Origin of the sequence: Streptomyces sp. NPDC127100 (assembly GCF_042724095.1) — a bacterium.
Classification (GTDB): Bacteria; Actinomycetota; Actinomycetes; order Streptomycetales; family Streptomycetaceae; genus Streptomyces.
Genome location: NZ_JBHXFL010000019.1, coordinates 56,139 through 79,467, shown reverse-complemented (window position 1 = coordinate 79,467; position 23,329 = coordinate 56,139). Strand labels below are relative to the sequence as shown.

General features: G+C 73.8%; 20 protein-coding genes. 11 read left to right on the top strand and 9 right to left on the bottom strand.

Annotated features, from left to right (window positions below; translation table 11 throughout):
* Positions 1 to 58 precede the first annotated feature (58 nt).
* Positions 59 to 247: a hypothetical protein gene (locus ACFWJB_RS19215; RefSeq protein WP_385470863.1), complete on the bottom strand. Its 189-nt coding sequence runs from the start codon at positions 245 to 247 to the stop codon at positions 59 to 61.
* A 192-nt stretch (positions 248 to 439) separates the two neighbouring features.
* Here ACFWJB_RS19215 and ACFWJB_RS19210 point away from each other — a divergent pair, with 192 nt between their 5' ends.
* Both ACFWJB_RS19210 and ACFWJB_RS19205 read left to right on the top strand, forming a co-directional pair.
* Positions 440 to 880 (top strand): SPW repeat protein, encoded by a 441-nt coding sequence (locus tag ACFWJB_RS19210; RefSeq protein ID WP_385470857.1) that lies wholly within the window; start codon positions 440 to 442, stop codon positions 878 to 880.
* A 175-nt stretch (positions 881 to 1,055) separates the two neighbouring features.
* Positions 1,056 to 1,541: a nucleoside deaminase gene (locus ACFWJB_RS19205; protein ID WP_385470859.1), complete on the top strand. Its 486-nt coding sequence runs from the start codon at positions 1,056 to 1,058 to the stop codon at positions 1,539 to 1,541.
* Between the two features lie 158 nt (positions 1,542 to 1,699).
* Here the strand turns inward: ACFWJB_RS19205 and ACFWJB_RS19200 are convergent, their stop codons facing one another.
* A complete protein-coding gene (locus tag ACFWJB_RS19200; protein WP_386923539.1) occupies positions 1,700 to 2,392 on the bottom strand; it encodes a chaplin family protein in 693 nt (230 codons plus the stop codon).
* A gap of 260 nt (positions 2,393 to 2,652) precedes the next feature.
* On the opposite strand from ACFWJB_RS19200, the gene ACFWJB_RS19195 reads away from it, so the two are divergent.
* The 4 genes from ACFWJB_RS19195 to ACFWJB_RS19180 all read left to right on the top strand — a co-directional run bounded on the left by ACFWJB_RS19195 (position 2,653) and on the right by ACFWJB_RS19180 (position 8,152).
* Positions 2,653 to 4,239: an alpha/beta hydrolase gene (locus ACFWJB_RS19195; RefSeq protein WP_386923537.1), complete on the top strand. Its 1,587-nt coding sequence runs from the start codon at positions 2,653 to 2,655 to the stop codon at positions 4,237 to 4,239.
* Between the two features lie 91 nt (positions 4,240 to 4,330).
* Complete coding sequence (locus tag ACFWJB_RS19190; protein ID WP_386923535.1) at positions 4,331 to 5,425, top strand: chemotaxis protein; 1,095 nt, start codon at positions 4,331 to 4,333, stop codon at positions 5,423 to 5,425.
* 104 nt (positions 5,426 to 5,529) lie between these two features.
* Positions 5,530 to 6,549: a Gfo/Idh/MocA family protein gene (locus ACFWJB_RS19185; protein WP_386923533.1), complete on the top strand. Its 1,020-nt coding sequence runs from the start codon at positions 5,530 to 5,532 to the stop codon at positions 6,547 to 6,549.
* 271 nt (positions 6,550 to 6,820) lie between these two features.
* Positions 6,821 to 8,152, top strand: coding sequence for a SpoIIE family protein phosphatase (locus tag ACFWJB_RS19180; RefSeq protein ID WP_386923531.1), 1,332 nt, complete (start codon positions 6,821 to 6,823; stop codon positions 8,150 to 8,152).
* Between the two features lie 15 nt (positions 8,153 to 8,167).
* Here the strand turns inward: ACFWJB_RS19180 and ACFWJB_RS19175 are convergent, their stop codons facing one another.
* Positions 8,168 to 9,676, bottom strand: coding sequence for a hypothetical protein (locus ACFWJB_RS19175; protein WP_386923529.1), 1,509 nt, complete (start codon positions 9,674 to 9,676; stop codon positions 8,168 to 8,170).
* A 280-nt stretch (positions 9,677 to 9,956) separates the two neighbouring features.
* On the opposite strand from ACFWJB_RS19175, the gene ACFWJB_RS19170 reads away from it, so the two are divergent.
* Positions 9,957 to 11,099 carry an aminoglycoside phosphotransferase family protein gene (locus tag ACFWJB_RS19170; RefSeq protein WP_386923527.1) on the top strand — a complete coding sequence of 381 codons (1,143 nt, stop codon included), beginning with the start codon at positions 9,957 to 9,959 and terminating at the stop codon, positions 11,097 to 11,099.
* 262 nt (positions 11,100 to 11,361) lie between these two features.
* On the top strand, positions 11,362 to 13,338 hold the full coding sequence (locus ACFWJB_RS19165) for an N-acetylmuramoyl-L-alanine amidase (protein WP_386923525.1): 1,977 nt from the start codon (positions 11,362 to 11,364) through the stop codon (positions 13,336 to 13,338).
* Positions 13,339 to 13,346: 8 nt separating this feature from the next.
* Here ACFWJB_RS19165 and ACFWJB_RS19160 read toward each other — a convergent pair whose 3' ends face one another.
* The 4 genes from ACFWJB_RS19160 to ACFWJB_RS19145 all read right to left on the bottom strand — a co-directional run bounded on the left by ACFWJB_RS19160 (position 13,347) and on the right by ACFWJB_RS19145 (position 16,205).
* A complete protein-coding gene (locus tag ACFWJB_RS19160; protein ID WP_189233422.1) occupies positions 13,347 to 13,844 on the bottom strand; it encodes a hypothetical protein in 498 nt (165 codons plus the stop codon).
* A gap of 70 nt (positions 13,845 to 13,914) precedes the next feature.
* Positions 13,915 to 14,817: a universal stress protein gene (locus tag ACFWJB_RS19155; protein ID WP_385470508.1), complete on the bottom strand. Its 903-nt coding sequence runs from the start codon at positions 14,815 to 14,817 to the stop codon at positions 13,915 to 13,917.
* Positions 14,818 to 14,979: 162 nt separating this feature from the next.
* A complete protein-coding gene (locus tag ACFWJB_RS19150) occupies positions 14,980 to 15,222 on the bottom strand; it encodes a DUF397 domain-containing protein (RefSeq protein WP_385470510.1) in 243 nt (80 codons plus the stop codon).
* 143 nt (positions 15,223 to 15,365) lie between these two features.
* A complete protein-coding gene (locus tag ACFWJB_RS19145; RefSeq protein WP_386923523.1) occupies positions 15,366 to 16,205 on the bottom strand; it encodes an alpha/beta fold hydrolase in 840 nt (279 codons plus the stop codon).
* Between the two features lie 133 nt (positions 16,206 to 16,338).
* On the opposite strand from ACFWJB_RS19145, the gene ACFWJB_RS19140 reads away from it, so the two are divergent.
* Positions 16,339 to 17,085, top strand: coding sequence for a DsbA family protein (locus ACFWJB_RS19140; RefSeq protein WP_386923521.1), 747 nt, complete (start codon positions 16,339 to 16,341; stop codon positions 17,083 to 17,085).
* 19 nt (positions 17,086 to 17,104) lie between these two features.
* Here the strand turns inward: ACFWJB_RS19140 and ACFWJB_RS19135 are convergent, their stop codons facing one another.
* On the bottom strand, positions 17,105 to 18,604 hold the full coding sequence (locus tag ACFWJB_RS19135) for an acyl-CoA synthetase (protein WP_386923519.1): 1,500 nt from the start codon (positions 18,602 to 18,604) through the stop codon (positions 17,105 to 17,107).
* Between the two features lie 140 nt (positions 18,605 to 18,744).
* Here ACFWJB_RS19135 and ACFWJB_RS19130 point away from each other — a divergent pair, with 140 nt between their 5' ends.
* Positions 18,745 to 21,168, top strand: coding sequence for a penicillin acylase family protein (locus tag ACFWJB_RS19130; RefSeq protein WP_386923517.1), 2,424 nt, complete (start codon positions 18,745 to 18,747; stop codon positions 21,166 to 21,168).
* A gap of 158 nt (positions 21,169 to 21,326) precedes the next feature.
* Entirely contained in the window at positions 21,327 to 23,102 is a 1,776-nt protein-coding gene (locus ACFWJB_RS19125; protein ID WP_386923515.1) for a serine hydrolase, read from the top strand.
* A gap of 21 nt (positions 23,103 to 23,123) precedes the next feature.
* On the opposite strand, the gene ACFWJB_RS19120 is transcribed toward ACFWJB_RS19125, so the two are convergent.
* Positions 23,124 to 23,315, bottom strand: a complete 192-nt coding sequence (locus ACFWJB_RS19120; RefSeq protein ID WP_385472835.1) for a DUF2795 domain-containing protein — start codon at positions 23,313 to 23,315, stop codon at positions 23,124 to 23,126.
* Positions 23,316 to 23,329 lie beyond the last annotated feature (14 nt).

The following is a 23,329-nucleotide window of genomic DNA, read 5'->3' as shown; positions in this document are numbered from 1 at the left end:
TACGGCTGGGCGTGGGGCCGGCGCGGGGCCCCGGTCACAGGTGGCGCCGCCGGCTCGGTCATCGGGCGCCGGCCGGCACCCTGTCCTCGTCGCGGGCCGGGACCACCACCAGGAAGGCGTCCGTCTCCAGGTCCATCACCACGGTGGCGGGCTCACCCTCGGCGCGGCGTCGCGCCGCGTACTCCTCCGCCGGCCACGACCCGCGCGGAGACCCCGCCGGGAACCGCTCCAACACCTTCGCGTCCATAACCGCCGCCACCTCCAGCGTCCCGGATCGGTCGATCACTTGCGTATCCCTGCGGATGCCCCGGATCCGGGGAGACATGTACCGGGCACCTATCTCTACACATAAGGGAGAAATAAGAGCAGAATGGGGCATGTACGGAGCTGACGCACCGCGTCCGACGCGGTCGGCCCGGCAAGTCGAAGGAGACGACTCATGGCCCACGTCTCGCACCATAGAAGTGACATCAGCAGCCACCCCGACGCACCGGAGATGCAGGCGCGCTACGACCGCATGCTGGGCGGTCGCGACGTGGCACTCGTGGACGGACCGGTGTTCCTGCTCGGTCTGTACTGTGCCGTGTCCCCGTGGATAGTCCACTTCACCACCAGCCAGCCCGCGCTCGTCGCCCACAATCTGATCATCGGAATCGCGATCGGCCTGCTCGCCCTCGGGTTCACCCGGGCCCCCGAGCGCATGTACGGCCTCAGTGGGGCCATGTGCGCCATGGGCGTGTGGATGATCATCTCCCCATGGATCGTCGGCACGAATCCGGACGCCGGCGTCATCTGGAACAACGTCGTCATCGGGGCTCTGACCCTGGCCCTGGGCACGGTCTGCCTCGCTACCGCGGCCAGGAGTTCCCACAAGCGGTAGCTCCGCGAGGCCCGACACGGAAGGAGGGCCGCACGGTCCCGAGCGGCGCGCCGGACACGGCGCGCCGCTCCCGTCCGTCCTCACCGGTTCGCGAGCCACCCGCCGTGCCGGGCCGGCCGTCGCGCGGGACGTAGGGTGCCCCTCGGTGATCACATCTCGAGGAGGGCCGTGGGCCATGGTCGTGAACGACGTCGAACTGCGACACCTCCGCCGCTGCGTGGAACTGGCCGCCGAGGCCCTGGAGGCCGGGGACGAGCCGTTCGGATCGGTTCTGGTGGGCGCGGACGGCACGGTGCTGGCCGAGGACCACAACCGGGTGGCGTCCGGCGACCGCACCCGGCACCCCGAGTTCGAGCTGGCGCGCTGGTCGGCCGCCCACCTCACTCCCGGGGAGCGGGCCGCGGCGACGGTGTACACGTCCGGCGAGCACTGCCCGATGTGTGCCGCCGCGCATGCCTGGGTGGGCCTCGGGCGCATCGTGTACGTCGCCTCGTCGGAGCAGCTCGGCGCCTGGCTCGACGAGTTGGGTGTGCCCGCCCCGCCGGTCCGGCCGCTGCCGATCGGCGACATCGCACCCGGCGTGCCGGTCGAGGGGCCGGTGCCCGGACTGGCGGAGGAGGTGCGGGCGCTGCACCGCCGGTTCCACGGGGGACGGTCCTGACGTCCCACGAAACCCCCGGCGCGACCGGGCGCCGGGGGTGTCACGGGCGGGGAGGACGGGCGGGCAGTGCCCGAGGGCCCGTCCCCCCTGTCACCCCGGCGGGGCGGGCACCGAGGCGCACCCCGCCGGCGCGTGACCGGGTCGGACGTCCGTCCCGGTCAGCCCGTGGCTCCCGGACGGAAACGCCGGTAGAGCACCGCTCCGCCCAGGACGAGCGCCGCGCCGCCGGCGAGGGCGGGCAGCGTCGTGTCCGCGCCCGTGTGGGCGAGGGCCTCCACGGACCGCGGCGGGGCCGTGTGCGGGGACGGCTTGGGCTGCACGCGCTCCTCGGGGGGTGTCGAGGGCGCCGGCTTCACCGGCTGCCGCGGTTCCTCGGGACGGTCGCCGGAGGTGTTCACCGACTCGTTGCCGACGGCCGGATTGCCGATGCCGACCACGTTCACGCTGTTGCCGCTGACGTTCACCGGGGCGTGGACCGGCAGCTGTACGCCGTTGCCCGAGAGCACGCCCGGCGAGCCCTGGGTCACGCTCTCCGCGGTCGCGCCGCCGCCCGAGGTGCCGGACGGGGTGTCCGTCTTCGCGTGCGCCGTCCCGCCGGTGCCGGTGTTGGCGCAGCGGTTGCCCACGGCCGGGTTGAGGAGCCCGATCACGTTCACCGTGTTCCCGCACACGTTCACCGGGACGTCCACGGGGACCTGGACGGTGTTGCCGGAGACGACTCCGGGCGAACCGGCCGCTGAGCCGACCGCGGCCGCACCGTCGGACGCGAACGCCGCGTACGCCGGCATCGTCACGGCCAGCGCGCCGGAGGCGGCGACAGCGAACACACCGTTTCGGGTAACCCTTCGCATGAGGTTCCCTGCCTTCCAGACAATGTCGCGGGCGCTCGCCCGCACCGGTTAAAACGCGGGCGCACCATCCGAGTTATGGCTTATCGGCCTTTCACTCCATCGAGTGGGCGGTTTGTCGAACGAGCGGCACGGTGTCCGTACGCCCGCACAGGACCGCGCCGCCCGGCGAAAACGCCCGGAGGCGCGGGACGCGAGGCCCGTTTATGGTGATCGAGGGCGCCGACGACCGGTCCGCGACGGGGCATCCCCGGGAGGCATCGATGCTGGTCAAGCTGTCGACTCGGCCGACGGTCCGGCACTGCGCGGTCACCGGGGCGCTCGGCCTGGCCCTGCTGGGCGCGGGGCTGCCGGCCGCGACCGCGGTGGGCACCGCACCCGGCCTGTCCCGGTTCTACGACCAGAAGATCAGATGGTCGGCGTGCGAGGGCATGGAGATGCCGAAGGACCTCCAGTGCGGGAAGGTCACCGTCCCTCTCGACTACGGCCGCCCGCGGGGCGAAACCCTCGACCTCGCCCTCGCCCGGTACCGGGCGACGGGCCACTCCCGGGGTTCGGTGCTGCTGAACTTCGGCGGGCCCGGCGGCTCCGGCGTCAGCGAACTCGCCGCCGGCGGCAAGGACTTCATGCACCTCACCAACGGCTACGACGTGGTGACGTTCGACCCCCGCGGCGTCGGGCGGTCCTCGCCGGTCACCTGCGGCCCCGCCACCGGGCGGATCATCGAGGCGACCGACGGGGACGAGGAGATCGCCGACCCGCGGGCCGTGCTGCGAAAGCTGCGCGAGGCGGCAGCCGAGTGCGCGAAGCACTCGGGTCCCGTGCTGCCCCGCATGGGCACGGTGAACGCCGCCCGGGACATGGACGTGATGCGCGCGGCGCTCGGCGACGACCGGCTCAACTACCTCGGCTTCTCCTACGGCACCCGGCTGGGCGCGGTGTACGCCGCGCAGTTCCCCCACAAGGTGGGCCGGGTGGTCCTGGACGGTGTGGACACGCTCACGGAGCCGCTGGCCGAGCAGGGGCTGGCCGGCGCCCGGGGCCAGCAGACCGCGCTGGACAACTTCCTGGACTGGTGCGTCGAGGACATCGCCTGCCCGTTCGGCCAGGACGCCCGGGACGCCCGGCGCCAGGTGGTCCGGCTCGTCGGCTCGCTCGACGCGGATCCGGTGCCGTCGGCCTTCGGCGAGGACTTCTCCGGGCAGGACCTGGTGGGCGCCGTCGGGCAGGCGCTCTACAGCCGGGAGCTGTGGCCCTCGCTGGAACGCGCCCTCGCCCAGTTGCTGGAGGACGGCGACACCCGCGGTATGGAGGGCTTCGTGTCCGGCGGGGTCACCTTCCCCGTCCGCGGGGAGGGCCGCGAGGCCGGCGGCGGCCTCACCGACGAGGAGGACGTCCCCATGGACAACCTCCCGGCCGCCCTGATGGCGGTCAACTGCGCGGACGATCCGGACCGCCCCTCCGCCGAGCAGGTCGCCCGGTCGCTGGGACGGCTGCGCGAGCGGTACGAGGACGCCTCGCCGGTCTTCGGCCGGTACCGGCTCACCCAGGTGCTGATGTGCTACGGGCGCCCGAAGGGGACCGACTACATACGCGACGACGTGAAGAACGTGGACACCGCGAAGATGCTGCTGGTCGGCACGCGCGGCGACCCGGCGACGCCGTACCGCTGGACCGTGGAGACGGCCGAGCGGCTCGGCCCGTCCGCGGTGGTGCTCGACAACAAGGGCGAGGGGCACACCGGTTACGCGTCCTCCGGCTGCGTGCACCGCAAGGTCGACGACTTCCTGCTCTACGGTTCCCTGCCGCCCGACGGCAGTTCCTGCGGCGCCGAGAACGGGGAGGACTGAACCGGCGGGCACGGGGCACGGCCCGGTGCCGCCCCGACCCAGGAGAATTGCTCCGAATGCCCGATACGCCCAACGGCTCTATGGTGCTGACATGGAGCACGATCTGAGTCCCGCAGCCCTTGCCGAGCTACGCCGGCCCCGCCCCTATCCGGCGGTGTCCGTGCTGACGCCGACGCACCGCCGCGAACCGGACAACGCCCAGGACCCGGTCCGCCTGCGCAATGTGGTCGCCGAGGCCAAGAAGCAGCTCGAGGACGATCCGGCGGTCACCCGGGAGCGGCGCCTCGAGGTCGCCCGGGAGCTGGACCGGGCCCTCGCCGAGGTCGATCTCACGTACGCCGAGGACGGTCTGGCGATCTTCGCCGCCCCCGGTGAGCACCAGGTCTGGACGCTGGCCCGTTCCGTGCCCGAGCGCGTGGTGCTCTCGGACACCTTCCTGACCCGCAACCTCGTCGCCGCACAGACCGCCGAGCGGCCGTTCTGGGTGCTCTCGGTCGCCGCGGACCGCGTCACGCTGTGGAACGGCGGCGGCGACCGGGTCGTCGAGGAACGCACCGGCGGCTTCCCCATGGACCGGCCCCTGGAGAACTTCGACCCCGAGCGGCAGGAACGGACCGGGGGCCCGCCGAGCGCCTTCCGCGACGAGCGGACCCATCATTTCCTGCGCGATGCCGACACCGCGATGGGCAAGGTGCTGCGCGCACATCCCCGGCCGCTGTACATCACCGGCCCGGAGGCCGCGCTGTCGCTGTTCGAGGAGATCGGCTCGGTCGCGGCGCACGCCGTCTCCGTGCCGCACGGGGGCCTCGCCCACGGCAGCGCCGAGGCCGTGCGGCAGGCGGTGCGGCCGGTGCTGGACGACGAGGCACGCGGCTTCGTCGAGGCCGTGGCCAGGGAGCTGGAGGCGGCCCGGGGGCGCAAGGACTTCGCGGCGGGCGTGGACGAGCTGTGGGAGAGCGCGCACACCGGGCGTGTCCGGCTGCTCGCCGTCGAGGAGAACTTCCGGGTGACGATGCGGGACGACGGCGAACACCTGATGCTCGCGGAGAGCGGCGACCTCGACGCCCGCGAGGACATCGTGGACGAGATCGTCGAGCAGTGCCTGGAGACCGGCGCCGACGTCCGGTTCGTGCCGGACGGCGCGCTGGGCGACGCGGACGGCATCGCCGGAGTGCTGCGGTACTGACGCCCGCCGTCGCCCCCTCGGGCCTTGACGACCATGAAACCCTGTCCGCCGTACACGCACCCGTCCCTACGGGTGCGGGCGGACAGGGAAGGAGCGGGCGGAGCGTGAGCGGACTTCTGGGCGTGGCGGTCCTGGGCGCGGGACACATGGGCGCCGATCACATACGGCGCCTCGACAGGCTGGTGAGCGGCGCCAGGGTCGCCGCCGTCGCGGACCCCGACGCCGAGCGGGCGCGGGAGGCCGTGGCCGGGATCGACGGGGTGGTCGTGCACACGGAGGCCGAGGCCGCGCTGGACGCGCCCGGCGTGGAGGCCGTCCTGATCGCCTCGCCCGGCGAGGCGCACGAGGAGGCGCTGCTGGCCGCCTTCGCCCGCGGGCTGCCGGTGCTGTGCGAGAAGCCGATGGTGCCCGACTCCGCGGGCGCGCTGCGCGTGGTGGAGGCGGAGGCGAGGCTCGGCCGCAGACTGGCGCAGATCGGTTTCATGCGGCGCTACGACCCCGAGTACCGGCGGCTGAAGTCCCTGCTGGACGACGGCCGGCTGGGCCGCCCGCTGATGCTGCACTGCGTGCACCGCAATGTGTCGTCCCCGCCGCACTTCACCTCCGCGATGCTGGTCAACAGCTCCGTCTCGCACGAGATCGACGCGGCCCGCTGGCTGCTGGGGCAGGAACTGACCGCGGTGACCGTGCTCAGGCCCCGGCCGTCCTCGGGCGCGCCCGAGGGTCTGCTCGACCCGCAGTTCGTGCTCTTCGAGACCGAGCGGGGCGCGCTGGTCGACGTGGAGGTCTTCGTCAACTGCGGTTTCGGCTACGAGGTCCGCTGCGAGGCCGTCTGCGAGGCGGGCAGTGCCCGGATCGGGCAGGCGCACACCATGGTGGTGACGGCGGCGGGCGGCGCCCGGGAGGAGGTGCCGCAGGACTACCTCGTGCGGTTCGCGGACGCCTACGACCGCGAGGTGCAGGAGTGGGTCGACGCCACCCGGCAGGGGCGGGTCACGGGTGCGAGCGCCTGGGACGGATACGCCGCCTCCGTGGTCGCCGAAGCCGGCGTCCGGGCGCTGGAGACGGGGGCGCGGACCCCGGTCGAACCGGCGCCGCGTCCGGCACTGCACATCCCGTCCTAGAACGCGCGTCCGACGAACACCTGGGCGACGGCCCTCCGGGTGCCGGCGAGCCCCAAGTCGCGTAGGAACACTACGACTTGGACGGCCGCGGACGTACTTCGTCCGTGCGCGGAAGTCGCTCCGGGAAGACGCTGGCATATGCCGGAAGCACCACCGTATCGTGTGTCGCCGAATCCCTTACGGGGCGTCGCGGGCTGTGCAACAGTCGTAACAGTCCTTCCGCCACCCCCGGATCCGCCTAGGTCGTACCGTCTGCACATCGGAGTGCGTCATGTCGTCCCATCTCTCCGCGGACCGCCCGGCCGCCCAGCCACCGGGGCACGGCTCGGTCGAGGCACTGATCTCGCAGGCGCGGCGGCTCCGGGGCGACGTGGACGCGGTACGGCGGGACGCCCGGCACGACGCGGCGGATCCGCGGGGCCGCTGGCAGCGCGCCCTGTACGACCTGGCACTGCACCAGCTCAGCGATCTCGACGAGCACCTGGGACAGTTACGGGACGGGCCTGCTCCCGCGCCGCCCCCCGGTTCGCTGCTCAGCCGGGTCGGCAGCGCCGAATGGAACCTGCTGACCGACGAGGCCGACTGGTCCGGCGAACTCTTCCGGATCCTCGGTCTCGACCCGGCCACCACCCCCCTCAGCCTCGACGAACTGCCCTCCCTGGTGCTCGCCGAGGACCGGTCGAAGCTGACCGCGATGGTCACGGGCTGTCTCGTCGACGCCCGCCCCATCGACGGGGAGTTCCGCGTGGTGCGCCCCGACGGCACCGTACGGACGGTGCACATGATGGGCGAGCCCGTGCTCGACGCCGACGGCAGTACCGCCTCGATGTGGGCGGTACTGCGGGACGTCAGCGAACTGCGCCGCAGCCAGCGGGTGGTGAGCGAGACCCGTGACTCGCTCCACCGCCACCCGCGGGACGCGGCCAGCGAGCAGCGGGCCGCGGTAGAGCCGCGGGAGGCCGTGCCACCGCCCTGGCACGCCCTCCTGCGGTTCCCGGAGCGGGGGCGGCCCGGCCTCGACCTGGCCGGCGGGTACCTGCCGGCCCACGCCGGCGCACCCCGGTGCGGTGGCTGGTACGACGCCTGCCCGCTCCCCGGCGACGAGACGCTGCTCAGCGTCGGTGGCCTCGCCGGCCCGGACGGCTCCGTCCCCCCGGCACCGGCGCTGGTGATCAGCGCCCTGCGCGGTCTGGCGGCCGGAGGGGCCCGCCCCTCGGAACTGCCGGACCGGCTCGCCCGGTTGCTGGAGTCCACCGCCCTGCCGGCCGTGCAGGGCGGCGTGTACTGCGGTTACCGGCCGCACACCCGCACCCTGACATGGGCGCACGCCGGAGCCCCCGCCCCGCTGCTGTTCCGCGACGGGACGGGGCACGAGCTGGACGCACGGGCCACGGCGACGCTCGAGACCGGCGACCTGCTGCTCCTGCACACCGGCCGGCTCCTGCCGGCAGCCGTGCGTCACCTCCTCGCCCTGGCCCCCCGTCTGAGCGGGGCGGGCTCGGCGCAGGAAGGCGTACGGCTCGTGGCGGAGGCGCTCGGCGGACCCGACGCGTCCGGCCGCCGGGACGACATCTGCGTACTGGCCGCCCGGGTGACACCGTAGGGAGCGCGTCGCCCGCTACGCCGGAGCGGTGTTCCCGCCCCTTCCCCGGGACTTGGACGACTTCCCCTTGGGCAGGGCCAGTTCGATCTCCTCCCGCAGTTCCCGGATCTTCGGGTAGCCGGCGTACTCGGCGGTGAGCCGGTACATCTGGCGCAGCCGGTCCCAGGTGCGGCGCGAGGAGTTGGACCCCATCGACACCAGCGCCAGGCGCGCGTACCCGGCCGCCTGCTCCGGGTCGTCGGCGATGAAGCAGGCGGACGCCATGGAGAGATGGTCGAAGATCTTCGACCGCTCCTGCGCCTCGACCCGCAGTGCCAGCGCCTTGTCCGCGTAGTGCTGGGCGTGCGCGGCGGCATCCGGCTCGAACTCCGCGAGCGTGCGGTAGGCCAGGGCCTGCATGCCGTACAGATCAGCCTCGTTGAACAGCTGCATCCAGCTCGGCGGCGGCACGTCGCTCCGGTCGGAGACGAACAGGTCCTCCGCCCGGCCGAGGGTCCGGCGCATCGCCTGCCCCTTGCCCATGGACGCCTGCGCCCAGGCCTCGATGGTGTGGAACATCGCCCTGGTGCGGGGCAGTACCTGCTCGCCGGAGCCGGACTGGGCGAGTTTCATCAGGTCCAGCGCGTCGTCGGGCCGGCCCAGGTGCACCATCTGACGGGCCGCCCGGGACAGTGCCTCGCCGGCCCGGGGCCGGTCGCCGCCCTCTCTCGCGGCATGGGCGGCGATCACGAAGTACTTCTGGGCCGTGGGCTCCAGGCCGACGTCGTGCGACATCCAGCCCGCGAGGACGGCGAGGTTGGCGGCCACGCCCCACAGGCGCCGTTGCAGGTGGGGCGGATGGTGGTAGGCGAGGATGCCGCCCACCTCGTTGAGCTGGCCCACCACGGCCTTGCGCTGGAGCCCGCCGCCACGGGCGGCGTCCCAGGCGCGGAACACCTCGACCGAGCGCTCCAGTTCCTCGATCTCCTGCGACCCGATGGGGGCGGCCTCGTAACGGTCGTACCCGGCCGGGTCGGCGTGCAGGGGATCGGTGAAGTGGGGTGCGTCGGCAGCCAGGGCAGGGTCGGTGTGCAGCCAGTCGTGCATGGCGCTGCTGAGTGCGGATCCCGCGGCGAGCGCGGCGCCCGCGCCCACCAAGCCGCGTCGGTTGAGCATGAGGTCCATTCCCGTGAATTCGGTGAGGACCGCCGCAGTCCGCTCGGGCGCCCACGGCACTCCGTCGGGATGTTCCTCGATCCCGCCGTCCTGCCGTTTCCCCGCACGCCCGTGCCGGACCAGACCGAGGTCCTCGATGGTCACGACACGGCCGAGACGCTCGGTGAACAGAACCGCCAGCACCCGCGGCACCGGATCGCGCGGGATCTCTCCCATGTCGATCCACCGCCGCACCCGCGAGGTGTCGGTCGCCAGCTGGGGGTGGCCCATGGCCGCCGCCTGCCGGTTGACCAGCCTCGCGAGCTCGCCCTTGGACCAGCCGGCCAGGCCGAACAGGTCCGACAGACGGGTGTTGGGTTCTCCGCTCACGTCAAGCCCCCAGGTTCTCGGCTGAGTTGACAGTAGCCCCGTGCGGATTGCCGGGCGACTATTCGCCACCGTTCGCCAGGGTGCGCCAGATGGTGTGCCACGGGCGGCCGGGTGTCAGGTAGGAATGCGCCACCTCGACCCGGTCGCCGCGGGGTTACTCCCCAGGGTGGCCCCCGGCGGCCGGGCGGGTAGCGCGAAGGCTTTTCGGAGGGGGCGCCCGTTCCGGCGGGCACCGCCTCCAGGCAGGCACAGCAGGCACACGAAGGGATCTGTCTCGCCCATGTACGCAGCATCGTCCTCCGTGTCCGCCCCGCAGCGATCGCTCCACCCCCGCCAGGCGGCGGGCGGCGGCCCCTACCTCGCCCCCGCGCGTCCGGCGGCCCCGGTGCTCGGGGCGGGCAGGGTGCGGCGCGGCGCGGGAGCCGGCACCCAGCCGCTCAGCGGAAGAATCGACCTGTCCGGCGCCCAGGGCGCCCAGCTGCGCACGGCGATCGCCTCCGTGCACCGCATCTGCCCGGAGTTCGCTCCGGTACAGGTGCTGCGCCGCAGCGGGCGGTCCGTCCTCCTGGTCGGCACGACCGGGCGCAGCACGGCGGTCGCCAAGTGTTTACTGGACCTCTCCCCCGTCTGGGCGGAGCGGATCCAGCACGAGATAGCGGCATACCGCTCGTTCGTCCGGCTCCGCCCGCCGGTGCGGGTGCCGAGGCTGATCGCGGCGGACCCGGACAACGGCACGCTGGTGATCGAGCGGATGCCGGGACGGCCCGCGGCCCTGCAGCGGCATCCGCTGGAGGCACCACCGCGGGCGGACATCAGGGCGGTGCTCGGCGCGATCTGCCGGCTGAACGCCTGGCGGCCGCCGGCCGGGACCTTCGACGCCCCGCTGGACTACGCGGCACGGATCTCCCGGTACCACGACCTCGGACTGCTCACCGACCGGGACCTGGGCGACCTGCAGAAGCTGCTGCGCGGCATCGCCCACACGGCCGGCCGCCACGGCATGGGCCAGTTCTGCCACGGTGACGCGCTGCTGTCCAACATCCTGATGTCACCGTCCGGTCCGGTGCTGGTGGACTGGGAGCACGCGGGCTGGTACCTGCCGGGCTACGACCTGGCGACCCTGTGGGCGGTGCTCGGCGACGCCCCGGTGGCCCGCCGTCAGATCAGCCAGATCGCCCAGGCGCAGGGGCCCGCGACGCGCGACGCGTTCCTGGTGAACCTGATGCTCGTGCTGACCCGGGAGATCCGTACGTACGAGACGGCCGTCCAGCGGTCGATGCACGACGCGCCTCCGGCGTCCCCGACGGCGGCTCCCGGGACCGCCGTGACCGTCGGGGAGGAGCAGCGGCTGCTGCTGCGGCGGCTGCACGACGACTGCCAGCTGGCCCGGCGGGCCGTGCGCGCGGCGGTCGGCACACGCTGACGGAGAAGGTGATCCGCGGTGCGGCCCGGGCGGGGCGCACCGCGGCTTTCGTGTGTCCGGGCCCTTCGCGGAGGGCCATTGGTGTACGCCATTGACGCCACGCAGGCCCGTGCACCGCCGCCACGAAACTCGCCGAAGCCCTGTTGACGTGGGAAATCGCCGCAGCGTCGGCATGATTGACGGATCGTCGGACCGCCGGGTACGACTGACCCACGCCCGGCCCCGCACGTCCCGTCCCGCCCGACCGTCACAGGAGGCCGCTTTGCGAGGATCCGCCACCGCTCCCGAGCCCACCCCCGGCGGCAGACGCGTCCGCACGACGGCGGGTGCCCTGGCCGCCGCGGCGCTGCTGCTGCCGCTGCTCGGGGCGGCCCCGTCCGCGGCCGGTCCTGCCGCACCGCCCGCCCCGGACCGTCTCCAGCGGGCGTTCGCCGCCGCCGCGGCCGAGTACCACGTGCCGCAGTCCGTCCTGCTCGGCGTCTCCTACCTCCAGTCCCGATGGGACACGCACGGCGGCGCCCCGAGCGTGACCGGCGGCTACGGGCCCATGCACCTCACCGACGCCCGCACCGCCGTGGCCGGGGCCTCGCACCACGGTGCGGACGGCGAGGACCCGCGCGGCGACGACGCCCGCGCGCCGCTGCGGCCGCGGGAGGCGGGCGTTCCGGCGGCCACCGAGCTGCCGGCCCGGCTGACCACCCTGCCGAGGGCGGCCGAGCTGACCGGGCTGAGCCCGGACGCGCTGCGCACCGACCCGGCCGCGAACGTGTCGGGCGGCGCCGCGCTGCTGGCCGCCGCCCAGCGTGAGCTGGGCGAGCCGCTCAGCGACGATCCCGCGGACTGGTACGGGGCGGTGGCCCGCTTCTCGGGCGCCGACGACTCCGCGACGGCCGCGGCGTACGCCGACGACGTGTACGGGGTGATCCGCGCCGGTGAGCGGCGGACCACGGACACCGGGCAGCAGGTCGCGCTGACCGCCCGCCCCGGTCTGGCACCCGACACGGCGCAGCTCGCGCACACCGGCCTGCGCGCCGCCTCCGCCGCCGGCACCGAGTGCCCGGCGTCGGTGTCCTGCGAGTGGATCCCGGCGCCGTACGAGGAGTTCGGGGACGGCGACTACGGCAACCACGACCTGGGGAACCGTCCCGCCTCCCAGCGCATCCGGTACATCGTCGTGCACGACACGGAGGGCGCCTGGAACGGGGTTCTGAACATGGTCCAGGACCCGACCTACGTGTCCTGGAACTACACGCTGCGCTCGACGGACGGGCACATCGCGCAGCACGTGAAGGCCAAGGACGTGGCCTGGCACGCGGGCAACTGGTACGTGAACGCCAATTCGGTCGGCCTGGAGCACGAGGGCTTCCTCGCGGACCCGGACGCCTGGTACACGGAGGCGATGTACCGGTCGTCGGCGCGGCTGGTGAAGTACCTGGCCGGGAAGTACGACATCCCGCTGGACCGGCAGCACATCCTGGGCCACGACAACGTGCCCGGCCCGACCACCTCGACCGTCCCCGGGATGCACACCGACCCGGGCCCGTACTGGGACTGGCGGCACTACTTCCAGCTGCTGGGCCGCCCGGTCGAGCCGACCGCCGGCAAGAAGGCGCGGCTGGTGACGATCCGGCCCGACTACGAGGCGAACCGTCCGGAGTACACCGGCTGCGAGACCGCGGGCGTGCCGTGCGCGGCGCACGGTTCGAGCGAGGTGCGGCTGTACTCCGACCACGACCTGAACGCGCCCCTGATCAAGGACGTGGGTCTCGGCACCACGCCGACGACCGGGGTGAACGACCTGTCCTCGCGGGTCTCCACCGGCCAGCAGTTCGCGGTGGCCGACCGGTGGGGCGACTGGACCGCCATCTGGTACCTGGGCCAGAAGGCCTGGTTCCCCAATCCCAGGAAGCACCCGGCGGCGGTGCCGGCCTCGGGCCGGCTGATCACCCCGCGCGCCGGTCTGGAGAGCGTCCCGGTGTACGGGCGCGCGTACCCGGAGAAGGCCGCCTATCCCGCGGACGTCCCCGTCCAGGCCGTCTCGCCGCTGCGGTACACGCTGCCGAAGGGTCAGGCGTACGTGGTGGGTGACAAGGTGCCGGGCGAGTACTACTACGCCGTCACCTTCGACGAGGCGTCCCACCAGGTGGTGGCCGGCCAGGACCTGTACTACGAGATCCAGTACGGCCACCGGGTCGCGTACGTGCGTGCCGCGGACGTCACGCTCACGACCGCGCGGTAGCGGCCGGGTCAGCCCTGCTGGAACAGCTCCGCCGGGAGCGGCTTCAGCAGGGCGTACAGGTCGTCGGTGATGGGGCGGTCCCAGGCGGCGATGGTCACCAGGACGTTGTCGCTGCGGTCGAACTGCACGCAGGAGATCCGGCTCTCGGAGAGCTTGAGGCGGCGCACGATCAGCAGGTTGTCGCCCTGCATGACCGGCACGTCCTCGGTGCCGACGACGGTGATCTCCTCGTCGTTCTCCAGGGCCAGCAGCAGCTGGGCCACCTCGAAGGGGATCTCGCCCTCGGGGACCTCGCGGGCCGGGGAGCCCTCCGGCAGATTGCCGATGATCATCGCGGGTCCGCGCCCGCCGAACAGGTCGTAGCGCAGGAAGACGCCCTGGCAGCTGCCGTCGGGCGCGGGGAGGAGTCCGGCGCCGAGGTTCCCGGGCCAGTCGCCGGGGTCCATGGCCAGTACGTCGAAGTCGGGCCCGGCGGGCGTGGCGCTGCGGCGGCGGAGGAACGACATGCCGCCATGGTACGTGGCCGGACTCCTGAACGGAGGGCGGGCGGGCGTCCGGGCCGCGGGGCAGCCGGGGTCACTCCGCCGGCGGGGCGGGCGGCACGACCGCGACGGGGGACGCGGCGTGCAGCAGGACGGCGTGGGTGACCGAGCCCATCATGCGGGCGGGGGCGAGCAGGCGCCGGCGGTGGCGGCCGACGACGACCAGTTCGGCGTCCCGGGAGGCGGCGACGAGGTGCCCTGCCGCGTCCCCGGCCACGGCGTACGTCTCGGCGCGGACGTCGGGGTGGCGTCCGCGGCCGGGTGCGAGGAGGCCGTCGGCCAGGACGCGGGTCTCGCTCTCGACGGAGACCTCGTCGATCACCAGGGGCATCATCTGGCCCGCGGCGGCCCAGGTCTGCACCGGCCACGGGTAGGCGGCCACGACCTGGAGTCGGGCGCCGCGCCGCGCGGCCTCGGCGAAGGCGAAGGACAGCACCGCGTCGTCGGGGCTGTCCACGTGCAGGCCGACCACCACCCGCGGGCCGGGCCCGGACGGCGGCTCGCCGTGCACCTCGCGGCCGGGGCGGGGCACGACGACGACGGGGCACTCGGCGTCGCGGGCGGCGGCCAGGCCGTTGGAGCCGAGCAGCAGGCTGGCGAATCCGCCCCGGCCGCGGGAGCCGAGCACCAGGAGCTGGGCGTCGGCGCCCAGCCCCGGCAGCAGCGCGCCCGGTACGCCCTCCATGCCGAGGTACTCCGTCTCGGGCACGTCGGGCAGGTCGCGCAGGCGGGCGCGGGCCTCCTCGATCACCGAGTCCTCGCCGGTTTCGGGCGGGCCGGTGACCAGTACGTCGCCCTGTGCCCAGGCGGCGTACTGCCGCACGTGCACCACGCGCAGGGGCGCCCCGCGCCCGCGGGCGGCGTCGACGGCCCAGTCCAGTGCGCGCAGACTGTCCTGCGAACCGTCGACCGCCGCGATGACCGGCAGGGTGGTCATGGGTTCCTCACCTCCGGAGGGCGACCTTCCCCCTCGTGGCGCCAGCCTCGCTCAGGCGTCGGCCCCGAGAGGGCGCTCCTGGTCGCGTGTCCGGAAAATCGGGTGGAACACCCCCGGATCGGCCGGACGGTCCCCGGCCTCGGCGCACCGCGCGCCGGGGGTTCACGTGAGGTCGAACTCCCCCTCCCGCGCCCCTGACACGAACGCGCCCCACTCCGCGGGGGTGAAGATCAGGGAGGGGCTCTCCGGGCTGCCGCTGTTGCGCATGGCGATGAACCCCTCGACGAAGGCGATCTGGACATCCCCCAGTCCTCGGCTGCTGGACTGCCACTGCGCCTTGCTGAGGTCCAGCTCCGGCTTGTCCCAGCCCCTGAGCGGGCGCTGGTGGGTGGTGCTCTCGGCCACGTCCGTGCTCCTCCCGGTTTCGTCGTCCGCGGGTCAGCCTAGCGATCGGGCCGTACCCCCGACAGGCCATGCGGAAAGTGCCCCCCGGAAGATCGCCGCCAGGGTCCCCGGGCGTCCCGCCGGGCTCCCCGGCCTCCCCCGCCTCAGCCGTGGCCGAGGAAGGCGGCGACCCGGCGGACGAACCACTGCGGGTCGTCCAGCCACGGGTAGTGCGCGGCGCCCGGCTGGACCGCGGTCTCGGCGTGCGGGAAGACCGCGGCGCAGCGACGGGCGAGTTCCGGTCGGGGGCCGCCGTCGAGTTCGCCGGCGAGGACGAGCACCCGGGCGGCGCAGCGGGCGAGGGCCGCACGGGTGGCGGGCGGGTCGAAGGCGTCCGGGGACAGGTGGACGTCGGCGGCCTCCTCGTTGGTCTCCTCGTCGCCGCGGAGGGCGTGGTCCCGGGCGGCGTCGTCCCAGCGGCCGTAGAAGAAGGGGAGGAAGGCGGGGTCGAAGTCGCCGGACCCCGCCAGCCAGATCCGGAAGGGCCCGTAGGCCTCCTCGAACCAGGGTTCGTCCTTGCGCAGCAGTGCCGCCTCGATGCGGTCCTCGGCCGTGGCCGGCATGCCCAGTGCCCACGGTGTCGCGGTGACCAGGACGAGCCGCCGGACGCGTGCGGGGTGGCGGGCGGCGTACAGCAGGGCGAGGCTGCCGCCCGCCGAGTGCGCGAGGACGTCCATGCGCTCCAGGCCGAGGTGGACACGGAGGGCCTCGACATCGTCCACGAGCCGGTCGCAGCGGTACGTCGCCGGGTCCGCGGGCGCGGCGGAGTCGCCGGTGCCGCGCAGGTCGAGGAGGATCAGCCGCCGGTGTGCCGTGAGGCCGCCGAGGTCGCCGAGGTAGGCGGAGGCGCGCATGGGTCCGCCCGGCAGGACGACGAGCGGGTCGCCGTCGCCCCGGGCGTGGTAGGCGAGTTCGGTCCCGTCGGGCGCGCTGAGGGTCGGCATGGGGCCGATCATGACCGGCGCGGCACCTCGCCGCAACGGAGTTGCCGCGGCTCCGTGACGGGGAGGTGAACGACGGTGCGTGCGACCGGCGGATGATCTATGGTCTGCCTGTTCTCCGGGGAGGGGATGACGCATGGTGCGTGGGGGGCGGTGGGTCGTGCTGTGCGCGGCCGCGGTGCTGGTGCTGTCGGGGTGCGGCCGGACCGGGGCGGAGGCACGGCCCGACTTCGCGGCGGCTCAGGAGTTGCCGGAGCGGCTCGCCGAGGACGGTGTCACCATCCTGGTGGGTGATCCGGACGCGACGACCCGGGTGCGGCTGTACGAGGACCCGCGCTGCCCGGTGTGCGAGGAGTTCGAGACCACCGGGGGCGCCCCTGAGCTGCGGGAGGCGATGCTCGCGCGCCAGGTCGGGACCGAGTACACGCTGGCGTCCTTCCTGGACGACCGGGTCGGCGGCACCGGGTCGAAGAAGGCGGTCAACGCCCTGCGGGCGGCGCTGGAGGAAGGGAAGTTCGTGGAGTACCACGAGGTGCTCTACGCCAACCAGCCGGAGGAGAGCGTCGACGGCTACACCGACGCCTTCCTGCTGGAGCTGGCCGGCCGGGTGGAGGGGCTGCGCGGTCCCGCCTTCGACGCGGCCGTGCGGACGATGAAGTACCGCTCCTTCGTGACCGCCTCGCAGAAGGCGTACGAGCGGGCCGGCGGTGCGGCGGAACCCGGAGGCCCGGGGACGCCCACCGCTGTCATCGACGGCAAGCGGATCCCGCTCGAGTACAGCGGCGTGCTGTACGACGGGGACACCTTCGCGCGGCTGCTGCTGGAGATCCATCGGGATCCGGAGCAGTGGAGGCGGACCGTTCTGGAGTCGCAGGCCCCGTGACCGGGCGGCCGTGACCGTGTCAGGCGCCGGAGAGCCGGTCCCGCAGTTCCCTCTTGAGGATCTTCCCGCTGGCGTTGCGCGGCAGTGCGTCCACGAACAGGACGCGCTTGGGGGCCTTGAAGGCGGGCAGCTTCTCGCGGGCGTGGGCGATCAGTTCGTCCTCGGTGACCTCGCCGCGCCGGACGACGACCGCCGTGACGGCCTCGATCCAGCGTGCGTCGGGCAGGCCGACGACGGCGGCCTCGGCGACGCCCTCGTGGGTGTAGAGGGCGTCCTCGACCTGGCGGGAGGCGACCAGGACGCCGCCGGAGTTGATGACGTCCTTCACCCGGTCGACGATCGTGTAGTAGCCGTCGGCGTCCCGGACCGCGAGGTCGCCGGAGTGGAACCAGCCGTCGCGGAAGGCCGCCTCGGTCTCCTCGGGCTTGTCCCAGTAGCCCTCGCACAGCTGCGGGGAGCGGTAGACGATCTCGCCGGCGGTGCCGTCGGGCACGTCCTTGCCGTCCTCGTCGACCACGCGCGCGTCGACGAACAGCACGGGCCGGCCGCAGGAGTCCATGCGGCCCTCGTGCTCGTCGGGGCCGAGGACGGTGGCGAGGGGGCCGATCTCGCTCTGGCCGAAGCAGTTGTAGAAGGCGAGGTGCGGGAGGCGTTCGCGCAGCCGCTCCAGGACGGGTACGGGCATGATCGAAGCGCCGTAGTAGGCCTTGCGCAGGCCGTCGAGGTCGCGGGTGGCGAAGTCGGCGCGGTTCGCGAGGGCGATCCAGACCGTGGGCGGCGCGAACAGGCTGTCCACGCGGCCGGCTTCGATCAGGTCGAACAGGCGGTCGCCGTCCGGTGCGTCCAGGAGGACGCTGGTCGCGCCGACGGCGAGGTAGGGCAGCAGGAAGACGTGCGTCTGCGCCGAGTGGTAGAGGGGCAGCGCGTGTGCTGGGCGGTCGCCGGCGCGGAGGTCCAGGGCGGTGATGGCGCTGAGGTACTCGTGCACCAGGGCCCGGTGGGTCATCATCGCGCCCTTGGGCAGGGCGGTGGTGCCCGAGGTGTAGAGGAGCTGCACCAGGTCCTCGCCGTCCGGTTCGGGCCCGTCGTACCCGGGGGCCGTCGCCAGCCGGTCGAGCAGGCTGTCGCCGGCGTCGCGCAGGGCGAGGGTGCGCACGCCGTCGGGGAGGCGGCCGGCGAGGTCCGGGTCGGTGAGGACGAGGGCGGCGCCGGACTGGCGGACGAGGTAGGCGAGGTCGTCGCCGGTGAGGTTCTGGTTGACCGGGACGTGGACCAGGCCCGCGCGGGCACAGGCGAGGAAGGCGATCAGGTAGGCGTCCGAGTTGTGCCCGTAGGCGCCGACCCGGTCGCCGGGCGCGAGTCCCTGGTCCCGCAGGACGCCCGCCGCGCGGGAGACCGCGGTGTCGAGCTCCTCGTAGGTCCAGGAGCGGTCGCGGTACTCCACCGCGACGCGTGCGGGGGTGCGCCGGGCGCTGCGGCGCAGCACCCCGTCGACCGTGCTGCGGTGTCCGGGCGTCATGCCATGATCCTCGGCCGGTACGGGGGGCGGGTCAAGACGTGTGCGCGCGCCCCTCACTCCCGTCCTGTCATGCCACTGACACGTGCACATACCCACTGGTACGCTCAGCCGCTCCTTCCCCAAAGACGTCGGGAGGCACCATGCGCATCCGCCCGGGACGACTCGTCGTCACGGTCGTGGCCCTGCTCACCGCGGCGGCCACCCTGCCCGCGGCCGCCGCGGACGGCCGCTCCGGCGGCCGGCCAGAGCGGCCGTCCCACGGCGGACTGTCCGCCACCATCCGGTACACCGAGTACGGCATTCCGCACATCGTGGCGAAGGACTACGCGGACCTCGGCTTCGGCACCGGCTGGGCGCAGGCCGCCGACCAGGTCTGCACCCTGGCCGACGGCTTCGTGACCGTGCGCGGCGAACGCTCCCGCCACTTCGGGCCGGACGCCGCGCCCGACCTCTCCCTGTCCTCGGCCACCACGAACCTCTCCAGCGACCTGTACTTCTCCGGCGTACGCCGGGCGGGCACCGTGGAGAAGCTGCTCGCCGAGCCGGCGCCCCGGGGCCCGAGCCGGGACGCCGAGGAACTGATGCGGGGCTTCGCCGCGGGCTACAACGCCTGGCTGGCACAGAACCGGATCACCGACCCGGCGTGCCGCGGCGCCGCCTGGGTACGGCCGGTGACCGCGCTGGACGTGGCCGCGCGCGGCTTCGCCCTCTCCGTGCTCGGCGGACAGGGCCGGGCGGTGGACGGCATCACGGCCGCGCGGCCCCCCGCCCCGGCGGCCGGGGCGGGCACCGCGCAGGCCCCCGATGCCGCGGCGACCGCCCGCGCCGCCCGCGAGCTCTTCGCCGCCGGCGACGCCGACATGGGCTCCAACGCGGTCGCCTTCGGCGGCAGCACCACCGCGAACGGCCGCGGGCTGCTGCTCGGCAACCCGCACTACCCCTGGCAGGGCGGGCGCCGCTTCTGGCAGTCCCAGCAGACGATCCCCGGACGGCTGAACGTCACGGGCGGCTCGCTGCTCGGCTCGGCGACCGTGTCCATCGGCCACAACGCGCACGTCGCCTGGAGCCACACCGTCGCCACGGGCGTCACCCTGAATCTGCACCAGCTGACGCTGGATCCGGCCGACCCGACGGTCTATCTGGTCGACGGCAGGCGCGAGCGGATGACGCAGCGGTCCGTCACCGTCGCCGTGCGGAACGGGGCACCGGTGACGAGGACGCAGTGGTGGACCAGGTACGGACCGGTGGTGACCTCGCTCGGCGCCTCGCTGCCGCTGCCGTGGACGGCGGCGAGCGCGTACGCGCTGAACGATCCGAACGCCGCCAACCTGCGCGGCTCCGACACCGCCCTCGGCTTCGGCCGGGCCCGCGGCACGGACGACGTCCTGGCCTCGCTGCGCCGCACGCAGGGGCTGCCGTGGGTCAACACGGTCGCCGCCGACTCGCGCGGCCACACCCTGTTCACCCAGTCCCAGGTGCTCCCCCGCATCACCGACGAGCTGGCCGGACGCTGCTCCACGCCGCTCGGCAGGGTGACCTACCCGTCCTCGGGGCTGGCGGTGCTGGACGGTTCGCGCGGGGAGTGCGCGCCGGGGCGCGACCGGGACGCGGTCCAGCCGGGGATCTTCGGTCCGGCCGCCATGCCCACGCTGAAGGACGCGCCGTACGCGGAGAACTCCAACGACAGCGCCTGGCTGGCCAACGCGGACCGGCCGCTGACCGGTTACGAACGGATCTTCGGCACCGTCGGCACCCAGCGGTCGATGCGCACACGCGGTGCCATCGAGGACGTGGCGGCGATGACGGACCGGGGCGGTCTGACCGTACGCGACCTGCAAGCGCAGCAGTTCGCCGACCGCGCGCCGGCCGGCGACCTGACCGCGGCCGACGCCGCGCGGGCCTGTGCCGCACTGCCCGGATCCACCGCGACGGGCAGCGACGGCCGGACCGTGGACGTGCGCGAGGCGTGTGACGTGCTCGCCGGCTGGGACCGCACCATGGACACCGGCAGCCGGGGCGCGCTGCTCTTCGACCGGTTCTGGCGTGCGCTCACCAGGACCGTGCCGGCGGGAGAACTGTGGCAGGTGCCGTTCTCGCCGGCCGACCCCGTCCGCACCCCCAACACGCTGAACACCGGCGCGAAGGGCGTCGCCACCGCCCTCGCGGACGCGGTCGGCGAGCTGCGCGCCGCGGGCGTCCCGCTCGACGGGCCGCTCGGGGAGCACCAGTACGTCGTCCGCGGCGGCGCGCGCATCCCGGTCGGCGGCGGCACGGAGTCGCTGGGCGTCTGGAACAAGGTCGAGCCCGTCTGGGACCCGGCGCGCGGCGACTACACCGACGTGACCACCGGCTCCAGCTACATCCAGGCCGTCGGCTGGAACGGCGGCCCGTGCCCGGTGGCCCGTACGCTGCTGACCTACTCCCAGTCCTCCGACCCGGCCTCGCCCCACCACGCGGACCAGACACGGCTGTTCTCCGCGGAGAAGTGGGTGACGTCCCGCTTCTGCGAGCGGGATGTCCTGGCGTCGCCCGCCCTGCGGATCGTCCGGGTGCGCGAACGCTGAGCGGCAGCGCGCCACGGCCCGTCCGGCAGCACACCGGGCGGGCCGCGGCCGCGGGTCCCGCTCGCCCCATTGACACGGCCCGCCCCTGACAGGAAAGTTTCACTCCGCACGGTGATCCGGGAAAGATACTTTCAGCTTCGGCGGCGGGAGGCTCTTCGATGGCCGGTCAGGGCACGAGCGGATTCACACGGCGTCAACTGGGCGCCGGCGTACTGGCACTGGGCGGGGCGCTGGCGATCGCCCCGTTCGCGGCCGGGCCCGCCGAGGCCGTGGCGGACCGGGCCCCGCGCCCCACCCTCCGGCGCGGCTCGGCGGAACACGCCGGGCTGCTCCGCGGCCATCTGCGGCAACTGGTCACCGACGCCGAGGCGTTCCTCGGCCCCTCCCCGAAGCACCCGTGGTACGCGGGCGCCGTGCTGCTGGCCGGGCGCGGCGGCACGGTGGCCCTGCACGAGCCGATCGGCATGGCGGTGCGCTACCGGGCGTACGACGAGAAGACCGACACCGGCGTCGAGTTCCCGGCCGGGCAGCAGATCCCGATGGCCGAGGACACGGTGTTCGACCTCGCGTCGATCTCCAAGCTGTTCACCTCGCTCCTCGCCGTGCAGCAGATGGAGCGGGGGGCGCTGGAACTGGAGGCGCCGGTCGCCTCGTACCTGCCGGACTTCGGACGGGCGGGCAAGCAGGAGGTGACCGTCCGCCAGCTCCTCACCCACACCTCCGGGTTCCGGGCCTGGATCCCGCTGTACAGCGCGCCGACGCACGAGGAGAAGGTCCGGCTGATCCTCGACGAGGCGCCGGTGAGCCCGCCCGGCACCGCGTACCTCTACTCGGACCTGAACATGATCTCCCTCCAGCTGGTGCTGGAGCGGATCACGGGGCGCACCCTGGACGTCCTGCTGCGCGAGGAGATCACCGCCCCGCTGGGCCTGCAACGCACCCGCTACAACCCGCCCGCCTCCTGGCGGCCGAAGATCGCGGCCACGGAGGACGCCCGCCGGCCCTGGTCCGGCCTCGACCGCGGGCTGGTCTGGGGAGAGGTGCACGACGAGAACGCCTTCAGCCTGGGCGGGGTCGCCGGCCACGCGGGGGTGTTCTCCTGTGCCTGGGACCTGGCGGTGCTCGGCCGGGCGCTGCTCAACGGCGGCTCCTACGGGCGGGCGCGCATTCTGCGACCCGAGTCGGTGCAGCTGATGTTCACCGACTTCAACACGGCCTTCCCCGGCGACGAGCACGGTCTCGGCTTCGAGCTCTACCAGCACTGGTACATGGGCGCCATGGCCACCCCGCGCACCGCCGGGCACACCGGCTTCACCGGCACCTCGCTGGTGCTCGACCCGACGACCGACTCGTTCCTGGTCGTCCTGGGCAACTCCGTGCACCCGGTGCGCAACTGGCGCTCCGGGTCGGCCCCCCGGGTGGCGGCCGGCACGAACCTCGCCCGTGCCGTGCCCGTCCGCCCGGCACACGGGCGCACCGCCTGGTTCTCGGGGACGGCGAACTCCGCCTCGGCGACGCTCGCCCTGCCCGCGCTGGACACGTCCGCCGGGGGCGCGCGGCTGCGCTGCTCGCTGTGGTGGGACACCGAGCCCGGTGCGGACGTGCTCGCCCTGGAGGCCACCACGGACGGCGGCACCACCTGGCAGCCGGTCCCCTTCACCACCTCACGCCGCGGTGAGGGCCCGCGGACCCACGGGACGGGCTCGGTCGGGGGCTGGTCGGGGCGTGTGTGGCACCGCCTGACGGCGGACCTCCCGGCCGCCCGCGGGCTCGTCCTGCGCTGGCGGTACACGACCGACCGGCTGTACGTGGGCCGCGGGGCGTACGTCGACGGGCTGCGCGCGGAGGCGGCCGGCGGCGTCCTGTTCGACGACGCGCGCCCGGCGGACGCGGCCCGGATCGAAGCGGTGGGGTGGACGCCGTCGGCCGACTAGGGGCGGCCCGGGACGGACGCGTCACCCGTGGAACATGGCCTTCTGCACCTCGTTCGGCCCGTCGAAGCTGTTCTCCTTCAGGCCGTCGAGGCGGCTCACGACCTTGTCGTCCGCGTTGTTCCTGCGGGCGCAGTCGACGAGCGCCTTCTTGTCCGCCGGGTAGTCCATGCCGCTGAGGGCCTTCTGCAGGTCGATGGGGCTGAGGTCCGCCATGACAGACTCCTTGT

Bases quoted from the DNA above. Each gene is read 5' to 3' on its own strand.
- ACFWJB_RS19215 (WP_385470863.1), bottom strand. From the start codon at position 247: ATGGACGCGAAGGTGTTGGAGCGGTTCCCGGCGGGGTCTCCGCGCGGG.
- ACFWJB_RS19210 (WP_385470857.1), top strand. From the start codon at position 440: ATGGCCCACGTCTCGCACCATAGAAGTGACATCAGCAGCCACCCCGAC.
- ACFWJB_RS19205 (WP_385470859.1), top strand. From the start codon at position 1,056: ATGGTCGTGAACGACGTCGAACTGCGACACCTCCGCCGCTGCGTGGAA.
- ACFWJB_RS19200 (WP_386923539.1), bottom strand. From the start codon at position 2,392: ATGCGAAGGGTTACCCGAAACGGTGTGTTCGCTGTCGCCGCCTCCGGC.
- ACFWJB_RS19195 (WP_386923537.1), top strand. From the start codon at position 2,653: ATGCTGGTCAAGCTGTCGACTCGGCCGACGGTCCGGCACTGCGCGGTC.
- ACFWJB_RS19190 (WP_386923535.1), top strand. From the start codon at position 4,331: ATGGAGCACGATCTGAGTCCCGCAGCCCTTGCCGAGCTACGCCGGCCC.
- ACFWJB_RS19180 (WP_386923531.1), top strand. From the start codon at position 6,821: ATGTCGTCCCATCTCTCCGCGGACCGCCCGGCCGCCCAGCCACCGGGG.
- ACFWJB_RS19170 (WP_386923527.1), top strand. From the start codon at position 9,957: ATGTACGCAGCATCGTCCTCCGTGTCCGCCCCGCAGCGATCGCTCCAC.
- ACFWJB_RS19160 (WP_189233422.1), bottom strand. From the start codon at position 13,844: ATGTCGTTCCTCCGCCGCCGCAGCGCCACGCCCGCCGGGCCCGACTTC.
- ACFWJB_RS19155 (WP_385470508.1), bottom strand. From the start codon at position 14,817: ATGACCACCCTGCCGGTCATCGCGGCGGTCGACGGTTCGCAGGACAGT.
- ACFWJB_RS19145 (WP_386923523.1), bottom strand. From the start codon at position 16,205: ATGCCGACCCTCAGCGCGCCCGACGGGACCGAACTCGCCTACCACGCC.
- ACFWJB_RS19140 (WP_386923521.1), top strand. From the start codon at position 16,339: ATGGTGCGTGGGGGGCGGTGGGTCGTGCTGTGCGCGGCCGCGGTGCTG.
- ACFWJB_RS19135 (WP_386923519.1), bottom strand. From the start codon at position 18,604: ATGACGCCCGGACACCGCAGCACGGTCGACGGGGTGCTGCGCCGCAGC.
- ACFWJB_RS19130 (WP_386923517.1), top strand. From the start codon at position 18,745: ATGCGCATCCGCCCGGGACGACTCGTCGTCACGGTCGTGGCCCTGCTC.
- ACFWJB_RS19125 (WP_386923515.1), top strand. From the start codon at position 21,327: ATGGCCGGTCAGGGCACGAGCGGATTCACACGGCGTCAACTGGGCGCC.
- ACFWJB_RS19120 (WP_385472835.1), bottom strand. From the start codon at position 23,315: ATGGCGGACCTCAGCCCCATCGACCTGCAGAAGGCCCTCAGCGGCATG.